The 20,313-nt window shown below is 35.3% G+C and carries 20 protein-coding genes and 1 pseudogene; 13 read left to right on the top strand and 8 right to left on the bottom strand.

Going from position 1 to position 20,313, the window contains the following annotated elements:
• Positions 1 to 8 precede the first annotated feature (8 nt).
• The 3 genes from M1D73_RS14895 (at position 9) to M1D73_RS14885 (ending at position 2,307) form a co-directional block, all read left to right on the top strand.
• Entirely contained in the window at positions 9 to 1,229 is a 1,221-nt protein-coding gene (locus tag M1D73_RS14895) for an MFS transporter (protein WP_000769173.1), read from the top strand.
• Positions 1,230 to 1,325: 96 nt separating this feature from the next.
• The gene (hmoA, locus tag M1D73_RS14890) at positions 1,326 to 1,652 is read left to right on the top strand and encodes a heme-degrading monooxygenase HmoA (protein ID WP_000469498.1); all 327 of its coding nucleotides are present in this window, start codon (positions 1,326 to 1,328) and stop codon (positions 1,650 to 1,652) included.
• A 235-nt stretch (positions 1,653 to 1,887) separates the two neighbouring features.
• Entirely contained in the window at positions 1,888 to 2,307 is a 420-nt protein-coding gene (locus M1D73_RS14885) for a VOC family protein (RefSeq protein WP_121868297.1), read from the top strand.
• Positions 2,308 to 2,416: 109 nt separating this feature from the next.
• On the opposite strand, the gene lsrF is transcribed toward M1D73_RS14885, so the two are convergent.
• Genes lsrF through M1D73_RS14865 form a run of 4 tightly spaced genes read right to left on the bottom strand, consistent with a single transcriptional unit; the run spans position 2,417 to position 6,088 of the window.
• Positions 2,417 to 3,199, bottom strand: a complete 783-nt coding sequence (gene lsrF / locus M1D73_RS14880; RefSeq protein ID WP_000219782.1) for a 3-hydroxy-5-phosphonooxypentane-2,4-dione thiolase — start codon at positions 3,197 to 3,199, stop codon at positions 2,417 to 2,419.
• Between the two features lie 6 nt (positions 3,200 to 3,205).
• Positions 3,206 to 3,568: a cupin domain-containing protein gene (locus M1D73_RS14875; RefSeq protein WP_000909986.1), complete on the bottom strand. Its 363-nt coding sequence runs from the start codon at positions 3,566 to 3,568 to the stop codon at positions 3,206 to 3,208.
• 25 nt (positions 3,569 to 3,593) lie between these two features.
• The gene (lsrK, locus tag M1D73_RS14870) at positions 3,594 to 5,156 is read right to left on the bottom strand and encodes an autoinducer-2 kinase (RefSeq protein ID WP_063220888.1); all 1,563 of its coding nucleotides are present in this window, start codon (positions 5,154 to 5,156) and stop codon (positions 3,594 to 3,596) included.
• Positions 5,156 to 6,088 carry a sugar-binding transcriptional regulator gene (locus tag M1D73_RS14865; protein ID WP_063220889.1) on the bottom strand — a complete coding sequence of 311 codons (933 nt, stop codon included), beginning with the start codon at positions 6,086 to 6,088 and terminating at the stop codon, positions 5,156 to 5,158. Before M1D73_RS14865 ends, lsrK begins: the two co-directional genes overlap by 1 nt.
• A gap of 197 nt (positions 6,089 to 6,285) precedes the next feature.
• Here M1D73_RS14865 and M1D73_RS14860 point away from each other — a divergent pair, with 197 nt between their 5' ends.
• Genes M1D73_RS14860 through lsrB form a run of 4 tightly spaced genes read left to right on the top strand, consistent with a single transcriptional unit; the run spans position 6,286 to position 10,743 of the window.
• On the top strand, positions 6,286 to 7,767 hold the full coding sequence (locus M1D73_RS14860) for a sugar ABC transporter ATP-binding protein (RefSeq protein ID WP_121868296.1): 1,482 nt from the start codon (positions 6,286 to 6,288) through the stop codon (positions 7,765 to 7,767).
• A complete protein-coding gene (locus M1D73_RS14855; protein WP_000682145.1) occupies positions 7,764 to 8,717 on the top strand; it encodes an ABC transporter permease subunit in 954 nt (317 codons plus the stop codon). Before M1D73_RS14860 ends, M1D73_RS14855 begins: the two co-directional genes overlap by 4 nt.
• On the top strand, positions 8,714 to 9,703 hold the full coding sequence (locus M1D73_RS14850; RefSeq protein WP_000878521.1) for an ABC transporter permease: 990 nt from the start codon (positions 8,714 to 8,716) through the stop codon (positions 9,701 to 9,703). The genes M1D73_RS14855 and M1D73_RS14850 overlap by 4 nt, the downstream gene beginning before the upstream one ends.
• Positions 9,700 to 10,743 (top strand): autoinducer 2 ABC transporter substrate-binding protein LsrB, encoded by a 1,044-nt coding sequence (lsrB, locus tag M1D73_RS14845; protein ID WP_000823660.1) that lies wholly within the window; start codon positions 9,700 to 9,702, stop codon positions 10,741 to 10,743. Before M1D73_RS14850 ends, lsrB begins: the two co-directional genes overlap by 4 nt.
• Before the next feature lie 47 nt (positions 10,744 to 10,790).
• On the opposite strand, the gene M1D73_RS14840 is transcribed toward lsrB, so the two are convergent.
• Entirely contained in the window at positions 10,791 to 12,293 is a 1,503-nt protein-coding gene (locus M1D73_RS14840) for a malate:quinone oxidoreductase (protein WP_000069137.1), read from the bottom strand.
• Between the two features lie 380 nt (positions 12,294 to 12,673).
• Between M1D73_RS14840 and M1D73_RS14835 the strand changes: the two genes are divergently transcribed.
• The 3 genes from M1D73_RS14835 to M1D73_RS14825 all read left to right on the top strand — a co-directional run bounded on the left by M1D73_RS14835 (position 12,674) and on the right by M1D73_RS14825 (position 15,998).
• Entirely contained in the window at positions 12,674 to 13,720 is a 1,047-nt protein-coding gene (locus M1D73_RS14835; protein ID WP_098213095.1) for a DUF2332 domain-containing protein, read from the top strand.
• Positions 13,721 to 13,854: 134 nt separating this feature from the next.
• Positions 13,855 to 14,430: a TetR/AcrR family transcriptional regulator gene (locus M1D73_RS14830; protein ID WP_000517411.1), complete on the top strand. Its 576-nt coding sequence runs from the start codon at positions 13,855 to 13,857 to the stop codon at positions 14,428 to 14,430.
• A gap of 20 nt (positions 14,431 to 14,450) precedes the next feature.
• Entirely contained in the window at positions 14,451 to 15,998 is a 1,548-nt protein-coding gene (locus M1D73_RS14825; protein ID WP_086401681.1) for an MFS transporter, read from the top strand.
• Positions 15,999 to 16,094: 96 nt separating this feature from the next.
• Here M1D73_RS14825 and M1D73_RS14820 read toward each other — a convergent pair whose 3' ends face one another.
• Entirely contained in the window at positions 16,095 to 16,385 is a 291-nt protein-coding gene (locus M1D73_RS14820; RefSeq protein ID WP_481157920.1) for a BBE domain-containing protein, read from the bottom strand.
• A gap of 58 nt (positions 16,386 to 16,443) precedes the next feature.
• A complete protein-coding gene (locus M1D73_RS14815; protein WP_000687529.1) occupies positions 16,444 to 16,824 on the bottom strand; it encodes a VOC family protein in 381 nt (126 codons plus the stop codon).
• A gap of 174 nt (positions 16,825 to 16,998) precedes the next feature.
• Between M1D73_RS14815 and M1D73_RS14810 the strand changes: the two genes are divergently transcribed.
• The 3 genes and pseudogenes from M1D73_RS14810 to M1D73_RS14800 all read left to right on the top strand — a co-directional run.
• Positions 16,999 to 17,490, top strand: a complete 492-nt coding sequence (locus M1D73_RS14810; RefSeq protein ID WP_001071240.1) for a hypothetical protein — start codon at positions 16,999 to 17,001, stop codon at positions 17,488 to 17,490.
• A gap of 213 nt (positions 17,491 to 17,703) precedes the next feature.
• Positions 17,704 to 19,233 carry a cell wall-binding protein EntB gene (entB, locus tag M1D73_RS14805; RefSeq protein WP_086401682.1) on the top strand — a complete coding sequence of 510 codons (1,530 nt, stop codon included), beginning with the start codon at positions 17,704 to 17,706 and terminating at the stop codon, positions 19,231 to 19,233.
• A gap of 110 nt (positions 19,234 to 19,343) precedes the next feature.
• A pseudogene (locus M1D73_RS14800) lies at positions 19,344 to 19,688 on the top strand (hypothetical protein); the annotation flags it as partial.
• A 9-nt stretch (positions 19,689 to 19,697) separates the two neighbouring features.
• Here M1D73_RS14800 and M1D73_RS14795 read toward each other — a convergent pair.
• Positions 19,698 to 20,222 carry a kinase gene (locus M1D73_RS14795; RefSeq protein ID WP_086401684.1) on the bottom strand — a complete coding sequence of 175 codons (525 nt, stop codon included), beginning with the start codon at positions 20,220 to 20,222 and terminating at the stop codon, positions 19,698 to 19,700.
• Positions 20,223 to 20,313: the final 91 nt, after the last annotated feature.

The following is a 20,313-nucleotide window of genomic DNA, read 5'->3' as shown; positions in this document are numbered from 1 at the left end:
GTTGGTGTGTGAAATTGAAAAATATATTGAAAAATCGTTCGTTCTTTTTTATGTGGATTGGTAGTGCAATCTCTGAATTAGGAGGGGCTTTCGGAACGTTATGTAATTCAATTCTAGTATATGAGTTAACAGGATCAGAAATGGCTTTAAGTAGTATGTGGTTATTATATTTCATCCCATCACTCATATTGCAATTAATAAGTGGCCCATTTATTGATAAATGGAGCCGGAAGTGGATTATGATATTTTCACAATGGATACGAGCGTCCGTATTTTTATTACCTTTGGTGATGCTAGTTTCGGGTAGTATAGAAGTTTGGCACATTTATGTTGTTCAAATTGTAGTGGGACTTATTACACCACTTTATACACCTGCAAGTCAAGCAATTACACCGAGCATTGTAGGGAAAGAACAACTTCAAGATGCAAATGCGTACATTGATGGAATGACTCGCCTTATGATGTTTCTTGCGCCAGTATTAGGCGGAGTAGTCATTCATTTGATTGGAACAGAACTTACATTATCTTTCGTATGCATATGTTTATTTGTTAGTGGCACTTTCTTATTTTATATAAAAGAAAATAGAACGTCGCAACCTATTCGGAAAACGTGGCTAGAACAGTTTTTTCACGGTTTTACATATTTTTTCACAAAACCAATCATCGTTTGGCTCGGTATATTTCTTACTTTCGTGCAGTTTGGAGTAGGGGTAACGATGGTCACAAATCTTCCTTATATAAAAGACGAGCTGTCAGCGGGATATGCAGAGTACGGTTATTTCATGGCAGGTTTTCCACTTGGCTACGTAATTGGCTCAGTATTAGTCGGAAAAGTAACATATAAAAGCCGGCGTATACTTATGCTTGGAGGATTGTTTATAGGGGGACTCACATACATTTCATTAGGATTCAATCATAGTATTATCATTGCAATAATAATTGAAGTAATAGCAGGGATTTGTATTGCATTTTTCAATGTTCATAACACGACAATATGCCAACAAACCGTCCCAAATAATATGATAGGACAAGTATTTTCAGTGCGTTTATTTTTTATACGATCCGCTATGCCATTAGGTGTGTTAGTAGGGGGGATATTGAGTGAAATGTGGGGAGTAAGAGCGCTATATGTAATCATCGGTGCAATTATATGTGTTACATCTTTAATAGGGATGTTACTTCCATATTTCAAATTTTTAGATGAGGCGATAGAAAAGAAATCAGCATAATTCAAAAAATTAAAACTTTACAATTGAAAATAATTATCATAATCAATTATAATAGAAGAATACTAGTATTCGTATAACAAAGAGGGAGTGGGATATATGTTTATCGAAACGAAAACATTTACAGTAAAAGAAGGTACATCAAATATAGTTGTAGAACGTTTCACTGGAGAAGGTATTATTGAAAAATTTGAAGGCTTCATCGATTTAAGTGTTCTCGTGAAAAAAGTAAGACGCGGCGACGAAGAAGTTGTCGTAATGATTCGCTGGGAATCTGAAGAAGCATGGAAAAACTGGGAAACAAGTGAAGAACACTTAGCTGGACATAGAGCGGGCCGTGGTAAACCAAAGCCAGATCATATTATTAATGTGGATCATGCAGTTTATTATGTGAAATCATCGAAATCGGCTTATCAACAGTCGTAATATATAAGTAGAGGATACATGTTGTAGAAGCAATCATGTATCCTCTTTTTTATGACTGGGGGGATGGGAATGATAGGAAATCTTTCATTCATTTAAAAAAACGTTCTAGGCTATGGAGAAAAGTATTAGACTTATAAAGCATAGTCTTAGACGGAACGCTTGAATATCTTACCTTTCATATTTAAGTGTTATGAAAATGAGTCTACATACCCTCTGCTTAAAAGGAGATGAGTGAATGAAGTTAAATCATTTGAATTTATGTGTTGATGATTTATCAGAAGCGAGACATTTCTTTGAAACATTTTTTGATTTTCAATTTTTAGAGCAAAAGGGAAAGGCATTATTAGTAATGAGTGATGAGAGTGGATTTATACTGGTGCTAAGCGACCCCAAAGCATTTAAGGGGAGTAAGGAAGTGATGTATCCTGAAGCTTTTCATATTGGTTTTTTAGTGGATACTTCAAATGAAGTTGATCAAGCGTATAATCGTTTAGTAGCAGGCGGCATTGAAATAGATAAGGAACCTTATTCGATGCGAGGTAGTAGTTATGGTTTTTATTTTACAGTATTTAATGGCTTATTAATTGAAGTGTCTTGTCTTGATTATAGAGAAGGTAAGAAAGTTTCAAAGCTTAATAGCGATCAACAAGAGTAATCATTTGAAGGTGTATAAAATTTAAGTATGTATCATATTAGAAGACGGATTATGAAAGTTTCACTGTAAAGTAAAAAAGACAGACTAATAAATAGTCTGTCTTTTCACATTAATTCTTCACATCATCATAAAGTTCAAGTGCCTCTTTCACATTCAATCCATTTTTCACAATGCCATGTATTGCTTGGATCATCGCAGCTGGGTGCTCGGATTGCCATATGTTTCGGCCCATGTCTACTCCAATTGCTCCTTCTTGCAATGCATTGTACGTAATGTTTAATGCGTCTTCAATTGAATCTAGTTTTGGGCCGCCCGCGATGACGACTGGGGCAGGGCATGTGCTCGTTATTTTTTCGAATCCTTCGCAGTAATACGTTTTAATAATATCAGCACCCATTTCAACACATACGCGGGAAGCAAGTGCTAGAAAGCGAGCTTCACGTTTTTGTAATTCCTTTGCGACTGCGGTAATGCCGAGTACTGGTAGGCCGTAATCATGAGCTTCAGAAACTACATTTGCGAGATTTGTAACAGTTTGTGTTTCATAGTCTGATCCGACAAAAACAGAAACGCCAACGCCAATTGCGTTTTGCTTCACTGCTTCTTTTACAGGTGTAACAATTGTTTCATTCGCTAAATCTTTACCGACGACAGTAGCGCCACCAGATACACGCATAACCATCGGTGTGCTGCAGTTTTCAGGAATGCAGGAACTAAGTACACCGCGTGTTAAAAAGAGGGAGTCTGTATACGGAAGTAAGTTTTTAACTGTTTCAAGTGGTTGTTCTAGCCCGTGAATTGGCCCTAAAAAGTAGCCGTGATCTATTGCTAACATAACCGCTCTACCATCAGGTAAAATTGTATTTAATCGATTTTTAAATCCCCAAGTCATTCAAAATCACTCCTTCGTTAATGTTGGATTTTCCGTTTGTACCGTATCTTTATTTGGTAAATGTGGTGACTTTATAAAAACAGCTTTAAAAGGTTTGTCAGAATGGTTAATCAGATAGTGAGATTCATGAGGGCGAACTTGCAGGACATCACCTTGTTTAATCGGAACTCTTTCGTTATTTACATAGAAGTCTATTTCACCTTCTAATGCATAAAAGACCTCTTCGCACGTCGTATGATAATGGTTTTGAAACTCCTGGCCCGGTTGAATGACAACAAGGCCAAGATCAATATTTGGCCCTTGTATTAAATATTTCGGCCCGTTATCACCGAAGCGATAGGAGAAGTCATTTTCATTCGCTTTTAACATACAGTTCACTCCTTTATGTAATGTGTTACAGTGCACCAGGCGCAATCCACATATGTGAGGTGAGCCCTTTATCAGCTAAAGCGAGCTGACTGTCATATACAGTTTTCCATGTTTCATAGAACTCTTTATATAGTTCGTGATTTTCAGTAACTGGTTCGAATGTTTGCTCCCACTGTACAAACTCTTCGGCAGTTTCTTCCATAGATGAATATATGCCAGCACCAACTCCAGCAGCAATCGCAGTTCCTAAAGCAGCTGCTTCTTTCACAACAGGTACTTTTACAGGAATACCGAGTACGTCTGATAGAATTTGTGGCCATAGTTTTCCTTTAGCAGCACCGCCAGCAAAAATAACTTCAGAAGGGAATGTGCCAGTTAGATTTTTTATTAATTTTAAGTTTCCAAGTGTAATGAAGGCTGCATTTTCTTCAATAGCACGAAACAGTTCTTTTTTTCCGCATTTGTCAGCGTCTAAACTTAAATTTAAGAATGAAGGTGCGGCATGACGCCAAGAAATGTAGTTCATAACGTTTGAAAAAGTAGGGATAATGCCATGTGAACCGACAGGTACGTCTTTCGCTTGTTCTTCTAGTAATTCATAAGCATCTACACCAAGTTTATCAGCAAGTTTCTTTTCTTCTTGGCAAAAAGCGTCTCGAAACCAGCGCATAACGAGACCTGGGAAAAAGGCGATTGTTTCATATTGCCATAGGTTCGGAACGACGTGACAATTTACTCGAATCGCAGCATGTGGATCTGTTATTGGCTCAGTAACATTCACTTCTTGTTGCCAAAAGCTACCCCCGCATATTAACGTTTGATTTGGTTTCACGATTCCTGTTCCGAGCGATGCCATTTGAGCATCTCCACCCCCGGCGACGACAGGAATCCCTTCACGTAATCCAGTTAATGCTGCACACTCTTTTGTAACGTTGCCAATTACTGTACCAGCTTCATTTACTGTTGGTGAAAATGGCAAAGATAGACCGCACTCCTTAGCGACATCGTTATCCCACACTCTATTTTGTAAGTCAAAAATACCTGACGTGCATCCGTTTGAGGGATCAATTTGTAGTACGCCGCTTAGTTTATATAAAATCCAATCGTTTAACATTGTAAAAGAGTAAATATTATTATAGACGTCGGGTTCATGTTTTTTTATCCAGAGTAGGCGTGGTAAAGCACCTAATGAAAAAGTTTGACCAGACTTTGTATATAAATCTTTTTCAAGATGTGACCGAATTTCTTTTAATTCACTAACTTCGACGGATGCGCGCCCATCAACATTTGCACACGCCCATATTTCTTGCCCATCTTGATCATATAAAACAAATCCTTCTCGCATACTTGTAGCGCTAATAGCAAGAATAGAAGAGGCAGGAGTGTTGCTTTTTTGAAGCATCTCTTTCGTACATTCTTGTACTAGCTTCCAATTTTCTACTACATCAAAGTTCATAGAGCCTGGATAACGAAGGTCAGATTTGTGAATCCATTCTTTTTGACTTACTGCAATTTGATTACCATGTAAATCAAAAAGAACTGCTCGAATGCTCCCTGTACCAGCATCGAAAGCTAATAAATGGGACATTAACAATCACCATCCTTTCGTAATAAGGAGAGGGCAGTTTCCTCATCGGTAATTAATGAATGAATAAACTTTCCTTTTAAGGCACCATAAATTGCATCTATCTTTTCAGTACCTCCAGCAACACCGACGACATGCTTCATATTGCGCAAAATAGAGAGGGGCGTGCCAATTAGACGATTGTGATGCGAGAGTTCTAATAAATCGCCAGTTGTATTATAAAACTGTCCTAAAATATCGCCAGCACCGTTTTGACTACGAATATATGTCATCTCACGTAGTGTTAATTTTTCTTCTTTTACAATCGTAGCGTCTTGAGATAATCCCCCAATACCGACAACAGCCGTATGAGCAAGTGAAGCGACTTGAAGCATATCTTTTACACTCGGTTCTGATAGAATACTTTGTGCCATTTCGGTTGTAGACGCTAGAAACGGCGTAGGGATAATGTGAAGTTCGCCTTGCATGTAGTGTAAATAGTTTTGTTTTCTCGGGAGATAGTGATTTACCCCGCCTGTGAGCGTTACGATTGAAAGGTTGATAGAACTTTCAAAATGAATGTTTTCTAGCATTTTGCTAATTGTTTCTCCCCAGCCAATACCGAGTAAATCGCCTTGCTGGAGATGAGTTTCTAAATATTGTGCAGCAGCTTTTCCGAGAGAAGCGTGATAATTGTTTACTGGGGTAGGGATAATAAAAGCATCTTTTAAGTGGAATTTTTTCATTAGGTCACGCTCAATACTTAAACAGTGCAAACCAGTCCCTTTTACGTGAAATGTAACGATACCTTCACTTCGCGCTTTATCTAATAACCGGACGACTTTATTTCTTGAAATATGAAGAAGTGACGCGATCTCCTGTTGTGTTAATTGGTCTTTATAATAGTACCAAGCTACTTTAGTTAATAAATTTTCTTCAAAGTTCAGCTGAGTCATACTCTTCATCCCTTTCAACAATTGACCACAGCTTAAACATATGTACCATATATTTTGTTTATTCCAGTTGAAACGATTAATAGTACGTAGAAAAAAGTGTTCTAGATATAAAAAAAGGAATATACAATGCTACAAAACAAGTAGAACAAATAATCATTTTCTCAAAAAATGTTCTGGATAAAGGCAGGTGACATCATGTGGAGAACGTACCTTTATTACAAGTAAAGAAAATGAGTAAGGCGTTTTTAAATCAACTTGTATTAAAAGAAGTGAACTTACAAGTAGAGCGCGGAGATATATACGCTTTAGTGGGGGGAAATGGCGCCGGGAAATCAACATTAATGAAAATATTAACGGGGTTATATTCGTATGATGATGGAGAGATGTATGTAAAAGGAAGGAAGCAACAGTTTTCAAATCCATCAGAAGCACACCGAAAAGGTATTTATTTAATACCGCAAGAACCACTCATTTTTCCGCATATGACTATTGAAGAAAATATATGTATCGGGTTAAAAGAAAAGAAAAAGAAACTAAAAGTACAGATTCAGCAATTGATTAGCAGCTTAGGATGGGATATTGACCTTAATAAACTAGGAGGAACATTATCGATTGCGCAACAACAGTTAGTAGAAATCGTTAGAGGATTAATAAGAGAAGCTGAGATTCTTATTCTAGATGAGCCAACATCGACATTAACAACACACGAAATTAAGAGTCTTTTTGTGTTGATGAAAAGTTTACAAGAAAAAGGAATTGGGATGATTTATATTACGCATCGTTTTCCAGAAATCTTTGAAATTGCCAACAAAGTAGCAATACTACGTGATGGAATGGTTGTAAGCCAAGGTGATGTATGTGACTATACATATGACATGCTGATGGAGGGACTATTGCCAAAAGGATATAAACAGAAAGAGAAAATAGAAGTAGTTCAAGAGACAGTAAAGACGAAAAAAATATTAGAAGTGGTTGATATAAATGGTCACGCATTCGAAAATATATCATTCACTGTACATGCGGGTGAGGTTGTAGGTGTTGCTGGCATTATAGGATCTGGCAGAACGGAATTAGCAGAAGCGATATTTGGATTGAAAACTATAAAATCAGGGTCTATCTTATTGGGTGGAAAATCAATTGATACGTGTTCTTTGCATAAAAGGCTAGACGAAGGACTAGTTTATGTGCCAGAGGATAGGGCGAGGAATGGAATTTTCTCAATTGCTTCTGTTAAAGGAAATATTGCAGCAGCAAGTTTATATCAAAATAATCGCTTTTTTATAAATAAAGAAAAAGAAAGCGCTTTAGTTAATTCATTTATAGAACAGTTCCGAATTGTTGTACAGAATATGAATAAAGAACTGGCATCTTTATCAGGAGGTAATCAGCAGAAGGTCGTGCTTGCGAAGTATCTTGCATGTAATCCTAAAATTATTATTCTTGATGAGCCGACTCGAGGAATTGATGCGAAAGCAAGGCTTGAAGTGTATGAGACGATAAAAAAAATGAAAAGGGAAGGACTCGCAATTTTATTAATCTCTTCAGATGTTGAAGAAATTGTCCAATTAGTAAACCGTGTATATGTAATGAGAAATGGGCAATTTGTTTCTCATTTGGAAAAAGAACAACTGAGTGTGAATGAAGTTACACGCCTTGCATACGGAGGTGTAGCGGAATGAAACATATGTTAAAAATGCATGAAACGTCTATCATACTGTTACTACTAATTTATATAGCTATTGTAGGAATGATAAACCCTAGTTTTATTCAATTTAACTCGTTATCTTTACTGATGAAATCAAGCGTTATTTTAGTCGTGCTAGCAATCGGTCAATCGTTCGTCTTATTTACGAAAAATATAGATGTATCAGTTGGTTCAAGCATGGGGTTAAGTGCAGCAGTTTGCGGAATGATGTTAACGAATGGGTATAGTGCATTCTTGTCGATATTTGTAGCTATTATACTTGGGGCCATTATTGGTTTCGTAAATGGTATTGGAGTTGCGAAGTTTCGGGTACCAGCCATTATTATGACATTAGGCATGTTAGGAATTATTAGAGGTACAATGTTAATTTTCACAGGCGGGAAGTGGATTGAAGATATTCCAAACGATTTTAAGCAGCTGTCATCTATCATCATTCTTGGTTTACCTATAACTGTATGGTTCGTTCTTATTATTTTACTACTACTATACTTCTTTTTAAGAAAAGTGCCATTGGGAAGATACTTTTATGCGGTAGGTGATAATGAAGATGGCGCGAGGCTTATTGGTATACCTGTTAATAAAGTGAAGATATATGCGTTTATGATTTCAGGCATAAGCGCTGCGCTCGCTGGTTGCATATTTGTTATGAATATCGGTTTCGTGCCAAATCAAACAGGTACAGGATTAGAATTACAAGTAATCGCAGCTGCTGTACTAGGAGGAATTCAGTTAAAAGGAGGAACAGGATCTTTATTTGGAGCTGCATTAGGAGCGTTATTTTTAGAAACAATAAGTAGCTCACTCGTCTTTTTAAAAATACCAGCATTTTGGAATAATGCTATTTCAGGTTTTTTATTATTACTTATCATCATATTAGATAGTGTTATGAAAAAGTGGAAGGCAGAAAGGAGGATGAATCTATGAAGTATGTATATAGATGGGAAGGGGTTCTAATTGTATTACTTCTTGTAGAATTCATCCTTTTTAGTTTAATAAATAGTGATTTCTTAAATATTAGTAATCTCCTTTTTAGTACAAATGATTTCCTATTTATCGCAATTGCGGCGATACCAATGACTTTTGTTATAGTAACAGGAGGAATTGATGTATCGATCGGCTCAATAATGGGGCTCACTTCAATCTTAATCGGTGTACTTTGGATGAACGGAATACCTATTTTGTTTGCTGTTATAATCGCCCTAATAATTAGTTGTTTAGCAGGCGCTTTAAACGGACTCATTATAAAAATGACGGATGTAGAACCACTCGTCGTTACACTCGGAACGATGTTTTTATACGGGGGAATTGCCCTCGTCATTTCAGGAGGGGCAGGTGCTTCTGGGTACGAAGGAATAAGCGGTTTACCTGACACATTTGTACAACTGGCAAATGGTAGTTTTATAGGAATACCGAATTTATTATGGCTACTGATCGTATTAACAGTTTTATGTACTGTATTATTTCACCGAACTATATACGGGCGCCATGTAAAATTAACAGGTGCGAACGAAAATACAGCAAAATACACCGGGATTAAAACGAAAAAAGTAGTCATTATTGCTTACATACTTTCAGGGTTAGGAGGTGGATTAGGAGGCGCTTTCTTAACTGCCTACTTCGGTTCCGCACGTGCTGATATGGGAAGTGAAACAATTTTACCAATCATTACAGCAGTCGTCTTAGGCGGTACACTTATTACAGGCGGAAAAGGAAGCATTATTGGTACTGTACTGGCGAGTATTTTCATTGGGCTCATGCAGTATGGCTTGCAAATGACGGGTTTAACAAATGAACAATCCAATGTAGTAATAGGTATTATCCTTATTCTTTCAGTTATTATGAGACATTTCAAATTACATCAATTCTTAGCGGAGAAAAGAAAGAATTTGCATAAGGGGGAAATGTCATGAAGAGAAAACTGGGGATTGTATTGATTGTATGTATTTGTTTAATCGGTTTAATTGCGTGTTCTAGCCAAACAGCAGATAAGAAAAAGGTTGATGATGTGAAATTTGCATTTATTCCGAAATTAACAGGAGTTGGTTTCTTCACATCGGGTGGTGAAGGGGCAAAAGAGATGGGAGATAAGTTAGGCGTGCAAGTGAAGTATGATGGACCGTCTGAAGCGAGTGTTTCAGGGCAAGTTAAATATATAAACAATTTCATTAATCAAAACTATGATGCGATTATGGTTTCATCTACGTCAGTGGATGGGTTATCGCAATCACTGCAACGTGCTAAGAAAAAAGGGATGACGGTGTTAACATGGGATTCTGATGTGAATCCGAAAGATCGTTCTTTTTATATCAGCCAAGGAACACCAGACCAACTTGCTAATTTATTAATAGAAATGACTTCAAAGCAAATTGGAGATAAAGGAAAAGTAGCCTTCTTTTATTCTAGCCCGACAGTAACGGATCAAAACCAATGGGTAACGAAAGCGAAAGAAATTATTAAAAAGAAATATCCGAACTGGGAAATTGTAACGACGCAGTACGGTGAAAATAATGCGCAAAAGTCTTTGTCAGTAGGAGAGAATATTTTAAAAACGTATCCTGATATTAATGCAGTCATTTGTCCAGATGCAACGGCACTTCCGGCAATGGCACAAGCAGCTGAAAATTTAAAAATGGATAAAAAGGTTGTCGTAACTGGCTTCTCTACACCAAACGTTATGCGTGATTACGTAAAACGAGGAACAGTAGCACAATTTGGTTTATGGGATGTAAAACAACAAGGTGCTCTCGCAACGTATGTAGCAAATGAAATTGTTGTAAAAGGGAAGAAGTTAAAAGTAGGGGATAGCTTCGAAGTAAAAGGAATTGGAAAAGTGAAGGTAGAGCCAAACTCCATTCAAGGATATGATTATGAGGCAGAAGGGAATGGAATTATCGTATTACCAGAACGAGTTGTATTTACGAAAGATAATATTGATAAGTATAATTTTTAGTAGACAAAAAAACGTCCGAATATATCGGACGTTTTTTTATTTCTTCATTAATTATGAACAGTTTCTTTTTCGTTTAATCCAAGTGTACGACCAGTAGAAGTGTGAAGATCTTGGAACAATCTTGGATTTTCAGTTAGTGAAATGCCATATGAAGGAATCATTTCTTTTATTTTTTCTTCCCATTCTATCATGCGGCTTGGGAAACATTTTTCTAATACTTCAAGCATGACGTGAACAGCAGTAGAAGCACCTGGTGATGCGCCTAGTAATGCGGCGATTGAGCCGTCAGCTGCACTTACTACTTCTGTACCAAATTGAAGTGTCCCTTTACCACCAGCATCAGTATCTTTAATTACTTGTACACGTTGCCCAGCAACTACAATATCCCAATCTTCACTTTTCGCGTTCGGAATGAATTCGCGTAATTCTTCCATACGTTTTTCATGTGATAACATAACTTGCTGAATTAAGTATTTTGTAAGTCCCATTTCTTTTACACCAGCGGCTAACATCGTTAAGACGTTATTCGGTTTTACAGAACCGATTAAGTCAAGATTTGAACCTGTTTTTAAGAATTTAGGTGAGAAGCCTGCGAATGGTCCAAACAGTAAAGCTTTTTTATTGTCTATATATCTCGTATCTAGATGAGGTACAGACATTGGCGGAGCACCAACCTTAGCTTTACCGTACACTTTCGCATGATGTTGCTCTACAACTTTTTGGTTTTTACATACCATAAATAGTCCACTTACCGGGAATCCACCGATATGTTTTGATTCAGGGATACCAGTCTTTTGAAGTAGAGGTAGGCTACCGCCACCGCCGCCAATAAAGACGAATTTAGCAGTATGATGCTCAATTTTACCACTATTCATATCGTGTACTTTTACTTCCCACAAACCATTTTTCGTGCGCTTAATATTTTCGACACTATGCTTGTAGTTTAGCTCGACATTTTTTGTTTTTAAGTAATCAAATAACATACGTGTTAATGCACCGAAGTTAACATCTGTTCCAGAGTCAATCTTCGTTGCCGCCATCGGTTCATTAGATGTGCGGCCTTCCATAATGAGTGGAAGCCATTTTTTTAATGTTTCAGGAGCATCAGAAAATTCCATTCCTTGAAACAGTGGATTTTTTGAAAGCGCTTCAAAACGGTTTTTTAGAAACTCAACATTTTTTTCCCCTTGTACTAAACTCATATGAGGTAGTGGCATAATAAAATCTTGTGGATTACGAATTAATTTGCTCTTTACAAGATATGCCCAAAATTGTCTTGAAAGCTGGAATTGCTCATTCACTTTTACAGCCTTACTAATATCTATAGATCCGTCAGCTTTTTCGGAAGTATAGTTCAGTTCGCATAGCGCAGAATGCCCTGTACCTGCATTATTCCATTCGTTAGAGCTTTCTTCCCCGGCACTTGCGAGTTTTTCAAAAACTTTAATTTCCCATTCTGGTGCTAATTCTTTTAGTAATGAGCCTAACGTTGCACTCATAATTCCTGCACCAATTAAGATAACGTCTGTTTTTTGCTGCATGTTGCTCATGATAATCTCTCCATCCCCTATATTGGCAAAAAAGTGTAGGTGTTTTCTATGTCTAAGCCGTAAAAGAGAAACACCGCCTAGGCCCCACCTAGGTGTATACCTTTTTTGTCTCAATTATATAACCATCTCATACTCTATTATAATAATTAATAGACTAAAATATCTAGTGTTATCTGATAATTTTAAACTATTTAACGTTTTATTCGCTAAAAATCTTATTTAACAAGCTCTTTTAAGGTGATAAATAGAAAAAAATTACAGTTTGAAATTATCTCGAAAAAGCTTACGTATCCTTAAGTGACTAAATCGAGTACCTTTTTATAGGATTATTCTTTCTATAATGGTAAGATTATTCTGAAAAATAAAAAGGAGGGACTCTAATGTGTACAAAAGAACAAATTTCAAACTTATTTCGAAACTTTTCAATAAAGGAATGTAAAGGGTCAAGTGATTTATATGAATATTTATCAATGAAAATTGCTGAAGATGAGGAAGTACTTACACTATCGTCCTATGCTCAGGTAGGTCAACCAGTCCCAAACTTACTATTAGGTGCAGTACATTATTTATTGCTAGCAGGGAAAGAACATCATTTAAAAACGTATTATAGTAGTTTAGTTGAAAATGCTGATACAAATTTAGATAAAGCTTTTAATCATTTTAAAGATTTCTGTAAAGAGTACCGAGAAGAAATCATTACTTTGTTACAAACGAAACTGGTTCAAACAAATGAAGTAAGACGGTGCGCATACTTATACCCAAGTTTCTGCTACATATTTAACAAAGTGAAGAAGCCGTTAGCGTTAATTGAAATTGGGACAAGTTCTGGGTTGCAACTGTTCTGGGACCAATATAGTTATTCGTACGGGACGGATGAAATGTACGGAAATATAAATTCAAATGTGCATGTAACTTCTGAAATAAGAGGGGAAAATGTGCCGCATTTTCTAAAAGAAAGCCCATCTGTCGTAGAAAGAATTGGACTGGACTTACATGTGAATGATTTACATAATGAGGAAGATTATTTATGGTTACGTGCTTTAATTTGGCCAGAACATAAAGAAAGGCTTGAGATGTTTGATCAAGCTGCATCTTTAGTGAAAAATGAATCTGTCCAATTAATAGAAGGAGACGGTGTAGAGCTATTATCATCTATTATTGAACAAATAAGTGAAGAAGCTGTTATTTGTATTTTCCATACACATGTTGCAAATCAAATACCAGAACAAGTAAAACATAAGTTAGAAAAACAAATACAAGAAATTGGCGCAAAACGTGATGTATTCCACCTGTATAACAACATGTGGGATCGTGACCTTCATATTGATTATTATATTAACGGAAACGAATATCGTGAAACGGTTGGAGAAACAGAAGGGCACGGGAGATGGTTTAGCTGGAAGATTGGAAATGAGACGATTTGTTAATATTTGAGAAATTTTTATTTTCAAGAAATTAGATAATGAAATTCCAGAAAATGAAAGTAACTAGTTACTTTCATTTTTCTTTTGTGATAATATGTTAGTAATTACTTACTTACATATTGAATGGAGGAATATAGATGGGGAAATTAACAGCACGAGAAAAAGTTATGGAAGCTGCTACTTTATTATTCGGGGAAAAGGGGTATACAGCGACAACCATTCGTGAAGTGGCAGAAAAAGCAGGAGTAAGCGAATTAACGATATTCCGTAATTTTAAAAATAAGGAAAATCTTTTTAGGGAGAGTATTATTTTACGGACGACACCAGTTGCTTTGCTAGAGGAAATAGAAGAGCAATTTACTGGTGATTTACATAAGGACCTTACGAAAGTGGCGGAAACATATATTCAAACCAATTTACCAAAGCTAAATTATATTTGGGCTGCATTAATAGAATCAAGACAAAATAGTGAGATGAAAGCATTACTACATGAGTTGAATTCACATCTAGTGAATCACTTAGAAAAATATTTAAAGCAACTTGGTGAGAAGGGACACATTTCTACCTGTAATTACCGTTTGATAGCGAATATGTTTTATGGACAATTGTTTTTATACATTATGAATGTAAGTATATCGGAAGAAGAAATTCAATTAGAAGAGTATATAGAGACATGTGTAAGTTTATTTGTGAGTGGCATTTTAAATCAATAAAACGAATAAGGGTGGCAGAAATGAGGAATAAATTTGCATTAATAGCTTTAATTGCAGGATTTTTTATGGCGATTTTAGATTCAAATATTGTGAATATCACATTACCAGAAATGACAAAGACATTTCATACTTCAATTGATACAATTTCTTGGGTTGCTAATACTTATAATGTTGCCTTTGTATCGTGTTTATTAATTGCAGCACGTCTGGCGGATCAGTTTGGTCGCAAGAAGCTATATATTATTGGTTTATTGGGATTTTCTATTAGTTCGTTTATGTGTGGTATAGCCACTTCTTTTCATACATTAGTAGCTTTTAGGATAATACAAGGAATTTCCGCAGCAGTTATCGTACCAGTTGCTATGCCGCTAGGTCTTAATTTAGTACCGAGAGAGAAACAAGGTATGATAGGAGGCATCATGGGAGCTTTTGGGGGATTAGCAGCGGCAATTGGCCCTTCACTTGGAGGCATTTTAACTGACAAATTGAATTGGAGCTGGGTGTTCTTTATTAATGTTCCAGTTGGTATATTATCTTTCATCTTCGTGATTCTTTGTATTAAGGAATCCTATGATCATGCTGCAAGCTCTAAAATAGATTGGGCAGGTATGATTACTTCTGCATCTGCACTATGCTTACTTGTATATGCACTCATACAAGTAAATACAAACCATTTAAGCACGATAAGCTTAATACTTCTTTTTATGCTCTCACTCATAGGTTTTATATTATTTTTTATCATTGAAAAGAAAAGTGTAAATCCAATGTTGCCATTAAAGTTATTCACAAATAAAGAGTTTTCAATTTCGAATTTTTCTTTATTCTTTGTTGGAATGGGATTAATGAACTTTTTGTTTATACTTGCTTTTTATTTCGTTCAAGTAGAAGGTATGTCTGAATTACAGTCAGGTTTAATAATTAGCACACTAGCGATTGTTTCAATGCTTGTTACAGTAATCGTAACACCAATTGCAGCAAATCGGGGAAGCTCATTAGTAGGTAGTATAGGGCTATTAACATTTATCGTAGCATCATATTTATTTAGTCAAATAGATTCAAATTTTACTACATGGGATTATATTTGGCGATTAATAATCGTTGGGATTGGAACTGGGTGCACATTAGCACCGTATACAACAACAGCAGTTTTAAGTGTACCGATTGAAAAGTCAGGTGTTGCTGCAAGTGTATGTAATATTTCTAGAACAGTTGGAAGTATTGTTGGGGTAGCAATACTGGTGATGTTTCTGAATCATCAGTTGTTAGTTGAAAAAGAGAAGATAAATAGGGAAGTAGTGACGGTGATTAAAAAAAGTGATTTGTCAAATTTAGAAAGGGAAAAAGTATTGCAAGCAATAAATAAAAAACAACAGATAGTATTAAAAACTGATGAGGAGAGCAAGATTTACAAACAACTAAAGGAGAAATATAAGCAAGGAATTATTCGTAGTTATAATGAAGTGTTTCTAATGGGTAGTATTATCTTTTTTATCGCTTTTGCTTTTAATATAGGAAGAGTAATTATAAGTAAAAAGAGAAGTAAAAGAGTAATATCTTATAATCCTTAATATTATTATGTAAACAAAAGAGTCTTTATACTAAACTGCTAAATAAACAATATAAAATGAATGTTTATTTAGCAGTTTGAAAAAATATTTAAACAGTTAAAAAAGCGGAATACTTTGCGGAAAGTTAAAGACATTTTTCGGATCATATTCCGCTTTTACTTTCATTAATCGGTCAAAGTTGCAACTGAAGTATGCATCTGGCCAATTTTTAATGGATAGGTCAGGCGTATTAACGTAGACACCTTTTGTAAATGGAAGCATCGCTAAGCGGAAGTCTTCAACCCATCGAATACTTCCAGCGGCACCTTCTGGTTGCTCCCAAGTAGCGAATATTGACATGTTTGATAGTGCTTTTCGGTAAAAGTAAGCAGTTGCCTCATTTGGCACCTCAGCAACAGCACCGCCTAATCCGTGGAAAAATACGGAGGTGGTGGAAAAGGGTAAGTTAAATCGTAATTTCTATTTGATTGCCTTCTGGATCGCCTATTACACTTTCATAATAGCCATCTCCAGTAAAACGTGGTCCATTTAATAAAGGATAACCAGCATCTTTTATCACCTTTGTCAGTTCATTCACACGTTCTTCACTACCGACAGAAAAAGCCATATGAGCATAGCCAGTTATGTTTAAATTAGGCTTATTTTCAATCCCTTTTTTACGCATAAGTTCAAGTCTTGCTCCAGATTCGAACGTAATAAAATAAGATTCAAATTGTTTCGTTTTATTATAATATAAAGAGTTTGCTTTACCATTAAAGTATTTCATATAAAAATCACGCATACATTCTAAGTCATTTGCCCAAATTGCAATATGTTCAATTTTCATAGGTTTCACCAATCCTATCTGTATCAATTAGGCTTCCACTGTATTAAATTTGCATTGCAACAATTTTGCTTCGCTATTAAAGCTAGTTGTTAATTTTTGATTATGTACGTACATACAATATGTAATTAAGTGAATGACCATCATAGTAATTACAGAAAAGGGTGAATGAAGCTTATGAATCAATTTGAGCAAATGATGTACGTTGGTGTCATCATGTCTATTGTACTATCCGTAATGATTTTAGGGTCCTTATATTATAATCCACGACTTTCTTTAACTGATTATCCGAAAGATATTCAAAAAGTAGTTTTTCCAAAATCGATTCATGAAAAAAAGCAAACCATTTATTTTAATATTGTATATAATACTATTCTTTTCGGTAGTCCTTTCGTTTCTACATATATACTACATAAGCATGAAAAGTTAATGTATATGGATGCCTATTTACACACTTTTGGTATTTTAATGATTTTCAATTTAGTAGATTTACTTATAATTGATTGGCTAATTTTTTGCTGGATTACTCCAAGGTTTGTTGTGATTCCTAGTACGGAAGGTATGAAAGGATATAAAGATTATAAGTTTCATTTAAGAGGGGCTATAGTCGCTACTCAAATTTTAGCAATCGTAAGTTTATTTTTGGCGGGAATTGCCACAACTATTTAGTGTGAAGAAGGGCATGGAGCTTTTATAAAAGATAAGGAGATTTATAATATATAGAATTAGAAATAAGAATTTGTTAGTATTGAAGTGAGGATTTTTAATAACAGTATATTAAGCCGTATTAATATACTGTTGCAAATGTTTTGATATTATGTAAAATTATACAATTTTACGGAGGCATTTGATAAAATTCAAAAAAATTTAATGGAGGCTAATATGAAAAAAGTAATTGGCGCAGCAACAGCAACTGTTTTTGGATTAGGAGCGTTTACCACAACTGCTACCGCAGAAACAATCGTAACAGCAGATGTACTTAACGTACGTGAAAAACCGACTACAGAATCAAAAGTGGTCGAAAAAGTAAAGAATGGGCAAGAGTTAAAAGTCATAAATACCGAAGATGGCTGGTCAAAAATTGAGTTGAATGGTAAAGAAGTGTTTGTAAGTTCGGAGTTTACAAAAGATGTATATCATGTAACGGCGAATTTGTTAAATGTACGTACTGAAGCAAACACGGATTCAGAAATTCTTGGCAGACTAAAAAAAGATGATGTAATTGAATCAACGCATCAAGTAAAAGACGGATGGCTGCAATTTGAGTATAAAGGAAAAACTGCTTATGCAAACGTTTCTTTCCTATCAAGTACAGCACCAACTGAAAAGAAAACTGAAGAGAAAACGAAGCAAGTAGCGAAAGTACAAAAATCAGTTAAAGAAAAGAAAGAAATAAAGACGCAGAAAGTAGCAAAAGCGAAAGAAACAACGAAAGCACAAGAAATAGTAAAGCCTAAAGAAGAGGCAAAAGTAGTAAAAGTTAAAGAAGAAGAGAAAGCGCAAGAAATGGTAAAACCTAAAGAAGAGGCAAAAATTAAAGAAGAAGTAAAAGTTAAAGAAGAAGAAAAAGCGCAAGAAATAGCAAAGGCTAAAGAAGAGGCAAAAATTAAAGAAGAAGTAAAAGTTAAAGAAGAAGAGAAAGCGCAAGAAATAGTAAAGGCTAAAGAAGAAGTAAAAGCTAAAGAAGAAGAGAAAGCGCAAGAAATAGTAAAGGCTAAAGAAGAAGTAAAAGTTAAAGAAGAAGAAAAAGCAAAAGAAATAGCAAAAGCTAAAGAAGAAGAAAAAGCAAGAGAAATAGCAAAAGCTAAAGAAGAAGAAAAAGCAAGAGAAATAGCAAAAGCTAAAGAAGAAGAGAAAGCAAAAGAAATAGCAAAAGCTAAAGAAGAAGAAAAAGCGCAAGAAATAGCAAAAGCTAAAGAAGAAGAGAAAGCAAGAGAAATAGCAAAAGCTAAAGAAGAAGAAAAAGCAAGAGAAATAGCAAAAGCTAAAGAAGAAGAAAAAGCAAGAGAAATAGCAAAAGCTAAAGAAGAAGAAAAAGCAAGAGAAATAGCAAAGGCTAAAGAAGAAGAGAGAGCGAAAGAAGTATCTAAAAACAACATACAGTCTGCTAAACGTGAATTAACGGTAGTAGCGACAGCGTATACTGCTGATCCAAGTGAAAATGGTACATATGGTGGACGCGTATTAACTGCGATGGGGCATGATTTAACGGCAAATCCGAATATGAGAATTATTGCAGTTGACCCGAAAGTAATCCCATTAGGATCTAAAGTATGGGTAGAAGGCTATGGAGAAGCGATCGCTGGTGATACTGGAAGTGCAATTAAAGGTAATCGTATTGATGTTTTAATGGGTTCAAAAAGTAAAGCTATGAATTGGGGAAGACAAACTGTTAAAGTGAAAATTTTATAATAACAATAATTATCCAAATAGAAGTCAGTTCTCTTTATTGAGGCTGGCTTTTATTTTGTTAGTAGAAGGATAATAGGATTTTTAAAGGGCTTATTACTAAATCTGTAATTAAGTTACCAGCTTCATTACCAAAAACAACGGTAAAGCTTATAAATATGAAAAATGAAGATATACCTACAGATGAAGATAGTTACTGGGAAGCTTTTGACTTGTTCGGTTCTGAATATGTATGTAGATTATTAGGGGTACCGTTATATGATAATCTTCCAAAGGATTTGGCGTGTCCAACTTGTGCGAAAGAGATGAAATATGTTGCTACAATTACTCAAGATATTGAGGAACGTGGACTTATTTCAGTAGTTGATTTCCAGTTTGGGGAAATGAATATATACTATTATTTATGTATAGATTGTTTAATTATAAAAACTGAAATACAAAATACAAAACAAGCCTAACATATTATATTAGTCTTGTTTTTGTATCGCAACATCATTAAGAATCGCATCAAATATATCTTTTTGCGTAAAGTTATCTGTAAAAATAGTTTCTCTGGCAACCTCAATTGTATCGTGCGGATTATACCATTTTTGTAGGGAATCCTCACCAAATTCATGTCGTTTGTCTCTTGTGTTATGTCGTCTAATAGTTTCCTCTAATGATAAATCAAAGTAATATGCAAATGCATTTTCATCAAAATAACGAATTAATTCTTTTAACATCTCACCATACCTATGACTGTTCAATATACCTTCTAAAATAACAAATTCACATTTTCCTTTTCCGTACTTCGTAATTTCAAATAGTAAATCATGTGATAAATTACCCATTGTGTCGTGTACTCTAAGCATATTTCTACGTACAACATCCTGTGATACTAAAAGTGTTCCTTGTCCGAAATGTTCTTGTAGTTGTTTTGCAATCGTTGTTTTACCACTTGCGGAGTTTCCTCTAAGAATGATTAAAGTGGATGTAAGTATAGGACTAGACATAATGTATTTCCCCCCAACAGCATTAATTATATAGAAAATTTTAACAAATAAAGTGAGGAAAGTGTATAATTAATATGATGGATATTTAAGG

This window comes from Bacillus sp. PK3-067 (assembly GCF_056738645.1).
The sequence above is the reverse complement of the archived record's forward strand: the minus strand, read 5'-3'. Positions and strand labels throughout refer to the sequence as shown.

Excerpts from the sequence above, each read along its gene's own strand:
- hmoA (WP_000469498.1), top strand. The coding sequence starts at position 1,326 with ATGTTTATCGAAACGAAAACATTTACAGTAAAAGAAGGTACATCAAAT.
- M1D73_RS14885 (WP_121868297.1), top strand. The coding sequence starts at position 1,888 with ATGAAGTTAAATCATTTGAATTTATGTGTTGATGATTTATCAGAAGCG.
- lsrF (WP_000219782.1), bottom strand. The coding sequence starts at position 3,199 with ATGACTTGGGGATTTAAAAATCGATTAAATACAATTTTACCTGATGGT.
- M1D73_RS14875 (WP_000909986.1), bottom strand. The coding sequence starts at position 3,568 with ATGTTAAAAGCGAATGAAAATGACTTCTCCTATCGCTTCGGTGATAAC.
- lsrK (WP_063220888.1), bottom strand. The coding sequence starts at position 5,156 with ATGTCCCATTTATTAGCTTTCGATGCTGGTACAGGGAGCATTCGAGCA.
- M1D73_RS14865 (WP_063220889.1), bottom strand. The coding sequence starts at position 6,088 with ATGACTCAGCTGAACTTTGAAGAAAATTTATTAACTAAAGTAGCTTGG.
- M1D73_RS14855 (WP_000682145.1), top strand. The coding sequence starts at position 7,764 with ATGAAACATATGTTAAAAATGCATGAAACGTCTATCATACTGTTACTA.
- M1D73_RS14850 (WP_000878521.1), top strand. The coding sequence starts at position 8,714 with ATGAAGTATGTATATAGATGGGAAGGGGTTCTAATTGTATTACTTCTT.
- lsrB (WP_000823660.1), top strand. The coding sequence starts at position 9,700 with ATGAAGAGAAAACTGGGGATTGTATTGATTGTATGTATTTGTTTAATC.
- M1D73_RS14840 (WP_000069137.1), bottom strand. The coding sequence starts at position 12,293 with ATGAGCAACATGCAGCAAAAAACAGACGTTATCTTAATTGGTGCAGGA.
- M1D73_RS14835 (WP_098213095.1), top strand. The coding sequence starts at position 12,674 with ATGTGTACAAAAGAACAAATTTCAAACTTATTTCGAAACTTTTCAATA.
- M1D73_RS14830 (WP_000517411.1), top strand. The coding sequence starts at position 13,855 with ATGGGGAAATTAACAGCACGAGAAAAAGTTATGGAAGCTGCTACTTTA.
- M1D73_RS14825 (WP_086401681.1), top strand. The coding sequence starts at position 14,451 with ATGAGGAATAAATTTGCATTAATAGCTTTAATTGCAGGATTTTTTATG.
- M1D73_RS14815 (WP_000687529.1), bottom strand. The coding sequence starts at position 16,824 with ATGAAAATTGAACATATTGCAATTTGGGCAAATGACTTAGAATGTATG.
- M1D73_RS14810 (WP_001071240.1), top strand. The coding sequence starts at position 16,999 with ATGAATCAATTTGAGCAAATGATGTACGTTGGTGTCATCATGTCTATT.
- entB (WP_086401682.1), top strand. The coding sequence starts at position 17,704 with ATGAAAAAAGTAATTGGCGCAGCAACAGCAACTGTTTTTGGATTAGGA.
- M1D73_RS14795 (WP_086401684.1), bottom strand. The coding sequence starts at position 20,222 with ATGTCTAGTCCTATACTTACATCCACTTTAATCATTCTTAGAGGAAAC.